This is a genomic window from Planctomycetota bacterium, from assembly GCA_038746835.1.
GTDB lineage: Bacteria > Planctomycetota > Phycisphaerae > Tepidisphaerales > Tepidisphaeraceae > JBCDKH01.
Genome location: JBCDKH010000295.1, coordinates 1 through 2,712, shown reverse-complemented (window position 1 = coordinate 2,712; position 2,712 = coordinate 1). Strand labels below are relative to the sequence as shown.

The following is a 2,712-nucleotide window of genomic DNA, read 5'->3' as shown; positions in this document are numbered from 1 at the left end:
GTTAGTTCCGCCTATGCGGCGGGGCCCGGGGCCACCAACTCCTGTTCGGGGGACACCCCCCTACCTGATTTTCGGCCCACGGCAAACGATGGCGACGCGGGCGCGTCGCTCCGCCTCACCTGGCACGGCACCGTCGTCGCCAACCTGCCGATGGCCTTCCTGCACGACGGCATCCCGATGCCGACGCGGGAGGCGGTGGTGGTGACAGAGAGGCACGAAGGCACGGAGGCACGAAGGCACGGAGTGCCAGAGCCGGTGTTGCCTGACCCTTCGTGCCTTCGTGCCTCCGTGCCTTCGTGCCTTCTGCATCACCTCTCCTCCCCCAACACCGCCTCCAAGCACCGCGTTGTCCGCCAGTACGACCACGAGGTTCAAGGCAACACGATCGTCAAGCCCTTCGTCGGCCCGCTGCAGATCGGACCCGCCGACGCAGCCGTGGTGCGGCCCAAGGCCGACTCGCATCGCGGTGTCGCCATCGCGTGTGGTCTGGCCCCGCATTTGTCGCTCACCGACGGCTGCTACGCCATGGCCGTCGCCAGCATCGACGAGGCCGTCCGAAACGCGATCTGCGTCGGCGTCGATCCCGAACGCCTGGCTCTGCTCGACAACTTCTGCTGGCCAGGCACCGATTCGCCCGAGGCCATGGGCACGCTCGTTGAAGCCTGCGAGGCCTGCCGCGACGTCGCGCTGGCCTGGGGCACGCCCTTCGTCAGCGGCAAGGACTCGCTGCACAACCAGCACACCGACCAGACCACCGGCGTCACCACCCGCATCCCGCCCACGCTGCTCATCAGCGCCTTCGGCATCGTCGACGATGTCCGTCGATGCGTCACCAGCGACCTCAAACGAGTCGATGACGAGCTCTGGTTGGTGCGACCCACGACGAACCCCGCGAGCCCCGAGCGTGAGCAAGCGGGTTCTGCTGCCATGCCCACCGAATCCCACTCGCTCACGCTCGGGGCTCGCGACGACCATCTGAATGACCGCTGGCAAGCCCACCTCGAAGTCAGCCGGCTCGTTCGGTCCGGAAACGTCACCGCCGCCCACGACGTCTCCGACGGCGGATGGCTCGTCGCTGCCGCCGAGATGGCCATCGGCGGCGACCTGGGCCTCGACCTCAATCACGCCGACGTCCCCTTCGACGAACCGATGACCACCTACCTCCTCGCCGGCCGAGATCTCGACTTCGGCCCAGCCGTCGAGACCGTCCGACTCGGCACCGTCGTCGACGCCCCACGCCTCAAGTTCCGCGACGGCAGCGAAGTGACCGTGGCGGATTGTCGTCGCGCCTGGCGCGGCGAGGGCGACGCCGAAGCTGCAGCTTCATTGACGTAACGCTGGCGTTGTTTATCGTCGTGACGCCAGTGCCCGATTCCGTCGAGACCATCGAACAACCCGAACCAGAAACCACGCCGCAAGCGCCCAGCACGCCGCGTGACGTCCTCATGCTCGGCTGGGAGTTTCCGCCCTACGTCTCGGGCGGCGTCGGCGTTGCGTGCTACGGCCTGACGCGCGAAATGAGCCGCGCCGGTCATCGCATCCTCTTCCTCATGCCACGCCCGGCCAAGACTGGCTTCACGGCTGCCGAGCCAACCACCGTCGAAGCCCCGGAAGCCGGCGAGCCGACCCACGACGACCTCGGCCCGGGCCTGCCGGAGTTCGACAACGTCACCTTCCGCGGCGTCGGCGACAGGCGCATCGACGCCTACGCGACCGGCATCTCACACTCGGCCAACGCCGCTGCCGAGACGCCCGCCGGACCGGCACCCAAGCCGCCGGTCCGTCAGCCCGCCCGGCATCGCCCCGCCGACAAGCCCGAGCCGATCGACCCGGCCAAGGAGGCCAAGCGGTTCGCCGAGTCCGCTCGCGACGTCGCCGACCGCGAGATCGCCGCGGGTCGCAAGGTCGACGTCGTCCACGCCCACGACTGGCTCACCTTCGAGGCCGCCCGTCGCATCGCCGACAAGCTGGGCGTGAAGTTCGTCGCCCACGTCCACTCGACCGAGTACGACCGCGTCGGCGAGCTGGCCGACCCGTCGATCCTCGAAGCCGAGGCCAACGGGCTCCGCTCCGCCGACGCGATCGTCGCCGTCAGCAGCTACACGGCCGACGTCGTCGCCGAGCGGTACGGGCTGGACCGCGCGTCGATCACCGTCATCCACAACGCCGCCGATGCCGACCCGCGGTTCGCGCAGCGTCGTTCGGACCGCATCAGCGCGCACGAGCGGATCGTGCTGTTCGTCGGCCGACTGACCAAGCAGAAGAACCCGCACGGCTTCCTCCGCGCCGCCGCCAAGGTGCTGGAGCAGGAGCCGTCCGCCCGCTTCGTCATCGCCGGCGCCGGCCCCGAGGCCGACAGCCTGCGCCGTCTTGCTGAGGAGCTGAAGATCGGCGAGCGCACCCTCTTCGCCGGTCATCTGCGTTCCGACGACGTCGCCAGGCTCTTCGCTTCGGCCGACCTGTTCGTCATGCCCAGCCGCAGCGAACCCTTCGGCCTGGTCGGCCTCGAAGCCATGAGCCACGGCGTCCCGACGATCATCTCCAACCAAAGCGGCCTGAGCGAAAGGGTCGAAAACGTCCTCACCGCCGACTTCTGGGACGACGACGACCTGGCCACGAAGATGGTCGACGTCCTCCACGACGACGCCCTCGCGGCCGATTTGTCCGACCGCGGCTCCCTCGAAGTCCGCCAAATGCGCTGGCAAGACGCCG

2 protein-coding genes are annotated in these 2,712 nt (G+C 68.9%); both read left to right on the top strand.

The window, feature by feature from the left end; translation table 11 throughout:
• A partial coding sequence (locus AAGI46_16750; GenBank protein MEM1013857.1) for an AIR synthase-related protein occupies positions 1–1,335 on the top strand: 1,335 nt, incomplete at its 5' end.
• A gap of 29 nt (positions 1,336–1,364) precedes the next feature.
• Positions 1,365–2,712, top strand: a 1,348-nt coding sequence (locus AAGI46_16745; protein MEM1013856.1) for a glycosyltransferase family 4 protein, incomplete at its 3' end; no start/stop codon positions are given.